Below are 3,659 nucleotides of genomic sequence, written 5' to 3' on the forward strand. Positions count from 1 at the left end.
TGCTCATGCTGAGTTTCCAGCACTAGATTAACTGCCCGTTCACGGACTTCCGGAGAGTAACGTTTGGTCGTTGTCATAGAGACCTCCACTTTTAAAGTATAGACTCTAATTTATCCGGGGTGATTCAGTGCTTATCACCGAGATGGTATCGGCCAGCGTCTCGCCTTTTTTGCCCAACGACGTATTGTCGGCATCGGGAAAGCCCACCACCGAGGCCCCCAGACGGTGAATGGCGGTTTCAAACGACAGGCGGGTCCGGGTCGATGCCTCAAAAAAACAACTGGCAATAACCTTGTGTTTGAGTAATTCCGGCTGCGGCCGGGCCTTGAGCGCTGCGGCGGTGGTTAAAACCATCTCCAGCTCCTCGCGGCTCAGGTCGTTAATGGAAATGATATGCTTTTGATAAAGGGGATTGACCATCTTTCCTTCCTCCCTGATGTGTAGATACCTATGCATTAAGGGGCGATAATAACAGAATATAACGGGAGCAGCCGCGGCGACTGGCCGCCAGCGTGAAACGTATGCAGTTGAATATAGGCCAACGTGCTGATGCTGTGCATGGTTCCTCCCGGCAAATTGCCCGGCATTATACGCCGGTGAATTTCTACTTCAAGCCTAAATAATGTCCATTGGCGCTGCAGGGGCCGTTTTGCCGCCGGGGTAAAATAACTGACGAATTGCGCTCACCTTTTACACGTTTACACGTTTTTTGCTTTACACTAAAACGACTTTTCATTTTCAGGGAAATATCATGATCACCGGTAACGTCAATCATCTCGAATTCATTCCGTATCTGCCTGCCAAACTGCGCGCCGCCATCGAATACGTCCAAAGCCACATCAACGATGAGACCCCGGCGGGGAAACATGATATCGAGGGTAATGAAGTCTTTGTCATCGTTTCCAACGATGTGACGGAGCCGCGGCAGGCGCGCCGCGCCGAATACCATGCCAAATATCTTGATATCCAGATTTTGCTGCACGGTACCGAAGCGCAGTGCTATAGCACGCTGCCGGCGGGTAAACCGGATACTGACAAGCTGGTGGAAAAAGATATTGCGTTTTTGACAGCGGGCCAGCAGGAAAAACAGGTGGTGCTACAGGCGGGGGATTTCGTCGTGTATTTCCCGGGTGAAGTGCATACGCCGCTGTGCGCGGTGGGCGAGCCGGCGAATATCCGTAAGGCGGTGGTGAAGATTGATGCGGCGCGGGTGGTCTGAGCCGCACGCTGCATTAACGTCCGCTATTGAAACCCTGGCCTGATAACACGCTTAGCCTCGGCGGCGCAGGCGGCGGACGAGAGTCCACTGACGGCGGCCATCGATCGCCGCCAGCGATGCGTGTAGGTTACCCGGCTGACGGTGGTGCGAGCGTCGCCACCATCACCGCTTTAATGGTATGCAGGCGGTTTTCCGCCTGATCGAAGACCACGCTATGGGGGGATTCAAACACCTCATCGGTCACTTCCATGCCGCCAGACAGGCCGTATTGCGCCGCCATCTGCTTGCCGAGCGTGGTCTGATCGTCATGAAATGCGGGCAGGCAGTGCAGGAATTTTACCTGTTGATTGTCGGTCTGACGCAACAGGGCCATATTGACCTGGTAGGCGCGCAGCAGCGCGATTCGTTCCTGCCATACCCCTTTGTCCTCGCCCATGGATACCCACACGTCGGTATAAATAAAGTCCACCGCCTTCACGCCGGCGGCAATATCCTCGGTCAGGGTGATGTCGCCGCCGTTTTGCTGCGCCAAACGGCGGCAGACGGTCACCAGCTCCTGATCGGGCCAACAGGCGCTGGGGGCGACCAGCCGCAGATCGAGGCCGGTCAGTGCCGCCGCTTCCAGCAGGGTATTGCCCATGTTATTGCGCGCATCGCCGACGTAGGCCAACTTCATTTGCTGAAAGCTTGTTTCCGGTAGACATTCCTGCATGGTCAGCAGATCGGCCAGTAGCTGGGTCGGATGGAACTCGGTTGTCAGCCCATTCCAAACCGGCACGCCGGCGTAGCGTGCCAGCGTCTCGACGATCCCCTGTCCGTAACCGCGGTATTGAATGCCGTCATACATGCGGCCCAGCACCCGGGCGGTATCTTTAATGGACTCTTTAAGGCCAATCTGGCTGCCGCTCGGCCCCAAATAGGTCACGCGGGCGCCCTGATCAAAAGCGGCAACTTCGAAAGAGCAGCGGGTGCGGGTCGAATCTTTTTCGAAGATGAGCGCAATATTTTTACCGGCCAGCCGCGGCGTCTCGCTGCCGGCGCGCTTCTGGCGCTTGAGGTCGGCGGCCAGCGCCAGCAGTTGATTAATTTCGGCAGAGGTAAAATCCATCAACCTCAGGAAATTGCGTTGAAACAACTGATTTATCATCCATTTCTCCATCAATACTCTGTCAAACTGATTGAATTAAAATTCACTTTATATGTATGAATATTCAATTTCAAGTGCTGGCGGCAAATCTTTTACCATTAAGCTGGAGCCGCACCCGCCGCTGTGTGAAAATAGCCGTCCTACAGGCCGACGTATTGAGGACAGGGGCATGGCACATTCATTTCTTGACGAGCAAAGCGAAGAGACGCGTCTGATTATTGACGAGCTGCTGGAAGACGGCAGCGATCCCGAGGCGCTTTACACTATCGAACATCATCTCTCCGCCGACGATTTTGACACCCTGGAGAAGGTGGCGGTAGAGGCCTTCAAACTGGGTTATGAAGTTACCGATGCCGAAGAGCTTGAAGTTGAAGGCGGCGAAAAACTGATGTGCTGCGATGCGGTGAGTGAAATCGCGCTGCAGGCGGAGCTTATCGATGCGCAGGTGGAGCAGTTGTTCACCCTGGCGCAGCGCCTGGGGGTGAATTACGACGGCTGGGGCACCTACTTTGAAGATCCCGACGGCGAAGAGGAAGAAGGCGACGAGTTTGATCAAGATGACGAAGACGGCCCGGCGGACAGCGACGAGGTGCCCGCCACCCGCCATTAATTGCCCCCGCCGCTGACCGCAGCGGTCGGCCGAAAGAGGACGCGAATAGGACCGTTGCCGGCGCTATTCGCGTTCACCGCAGAGGGTTATAAGGTTTTCAACATGGTGACTTCGCAGTCAACATGGCCGGTATTGCCCATCGGGCCAGGGATATGGCAAAAGCCCAGCTTTTCATACAGCGCGATAGCGCGATCCAGCGTGGCGGTGGTTTCCAGATAGCATTGGCGGAAACCCTGCTCACGGGCAAAGGTCAGCGCGCGTTGTGCCAGCTCCCACGCCACGCCTCGCCCGCGCAGTTCGGGCAGAAAATACATCTTTTGCAGTTCGCAGATTGCCTCATTGCCGCCGCTTAACGGGGCGACGCCGCCCCCGCCTGCCAGTTTTCCCCGCAATTCGATAACCCAATAGGCGCTGCGAGGTTTGCTGTAGAGCTCATAGAGGCGATCGAGATTAGGATCGGAGACGGTATAGCCTTTTATCTGCCGTCAGGCCGAACTCGGCGGAAACCCGGCGGATCACCTGCGCGATGGCGCTATTATCTGCCAGCGTTATCGGAGGTAATGACTCCAATTAGTAGAACATGTGTTTTTCGATGAAGGCTCCGATGACTTTTTCGTGGATCTCGACAGAGCGCGAGAAGCAAATCGTTTTACGCGCCAGTCGTTTAATGCGGGTACGGAGCG

Annotated in this window: 4 protein-coding genes and 2 pseudogenes; 2 read left to right on the top strand and 4 right to left on the bottom strand. The window is 55.5% G+C overall.

The genetic code is table 11. The annotated features are described in order from the left end of the window. Positions 1-126: 126 nt before the first annotated feature. Positions 127-420 (bottom strand): annotated as a pseudogene (locus CINSTRO3249_RS13980) (aspartate carbamoyltransferase); the annotation flags it as partial. Positions 421-751: 331 nt separating this feature from the next. On the opposite strand from CINSTRO3249_RS13980, the gene CINSTRO3249_RS13985 reads away from it, so the two are divergent. Next, on the top strand, positions 752-1,219 hold the full coding sequence (locus CINSTRO3249_RS13985; protein ID WP_074013714.1) for a NanQ anomerase/TabA/YiaL family protein: 468 nt from the start codon (positions 752-754) through the stop codon (positions 1,217-1,219). A 127-nt stretch (positions 1,220-1,346) separates the two neighbouring features. Here the strand turns inward: CINSTRO3249_RS13985 and argF are convergent, their stop codons facing one another. Further along, positions 1,347-2,366 (bottom strand): ornithine carbamoyltransferase, encoded by a 1,020-nt coding sequence (gene argF / locus CINSTRO3249_RS13990; protein WP_371441387.1) that lies wholly within the window; start codon positions 2,364-2,366, stop codon positions 1,347-1,349. 169 nt (positions 2,367-2,535) lie between these two features. Between argF and rraB the strand changes: the two genes are divergently transcribed. Next, the gene (gene rraB / locus CINSTRO3249_RS13995; protein ID WP_074013715.1) at positions 2,536-2,976 is read left to right on the top strand and encodes a ribonuclease E inhibitor RraB; all 441 of its coding nucleotides are present in this window, start codon (positions 2,536-2,538) and stop codon (positions 2,974-2,976) included. A gap of 86 nt (positions 2,977-3,062) precedes the next feature. Here rraB and CINSTRO3249_RS14000 read toward each other — a convergent pair. Together CINSTRO3249_RS14000 and CINSTRO3249_RS14005 are read right to left on the bottom strand one after the other, a co-directional pair. Then, a pseudogene (locus tag CINSTRO3249_RS14000) lies at positions 3,063-3,546 on the bottom strand (GNAT family N-acetyltransferase). Then, positions 3,547-3,659 (bottom strand): IS1 family transposase (locus CINSTRO3249_RS14005; protein WP_044698828.1); only part of this gene is annotated, 113 nt, incomplete at its 5' end.

The sequence above is a fragment of the Candidatus Sodalis sp. SoCistrobi genome (assembly GCF_900143145.1).
Classification (GTDB): Bacteria; Pseudomonadota; Gammaproteobacteria; order Enterobacterales; family Enterobacteriaceae; genus SoCistrobi.

Excerpts from the sequence above, each read along its gene's own strand:
- CINSTRO3249_RS13985 (WP_074013714.1), top strand. The coding sequence starts at position 752 with ATGATCACCGGTAACGTCAATCATCTCGAATTCATTCCGTATCTGCCT.
- argF (WP_371441387.1), bottom strand. The coding sequence starts at position 2,366 with ATGATAAATCAGTTGTTTCAACGCAATTTCCTGAGGTTGATGGATTTT.
- rraB (WP_074013715.1), top strand. The coding sequence starts at position 2,536 with ATGGCACATTCATTTCTTGACGAGCAAAGCGAAGAGACGCGTCTGATT.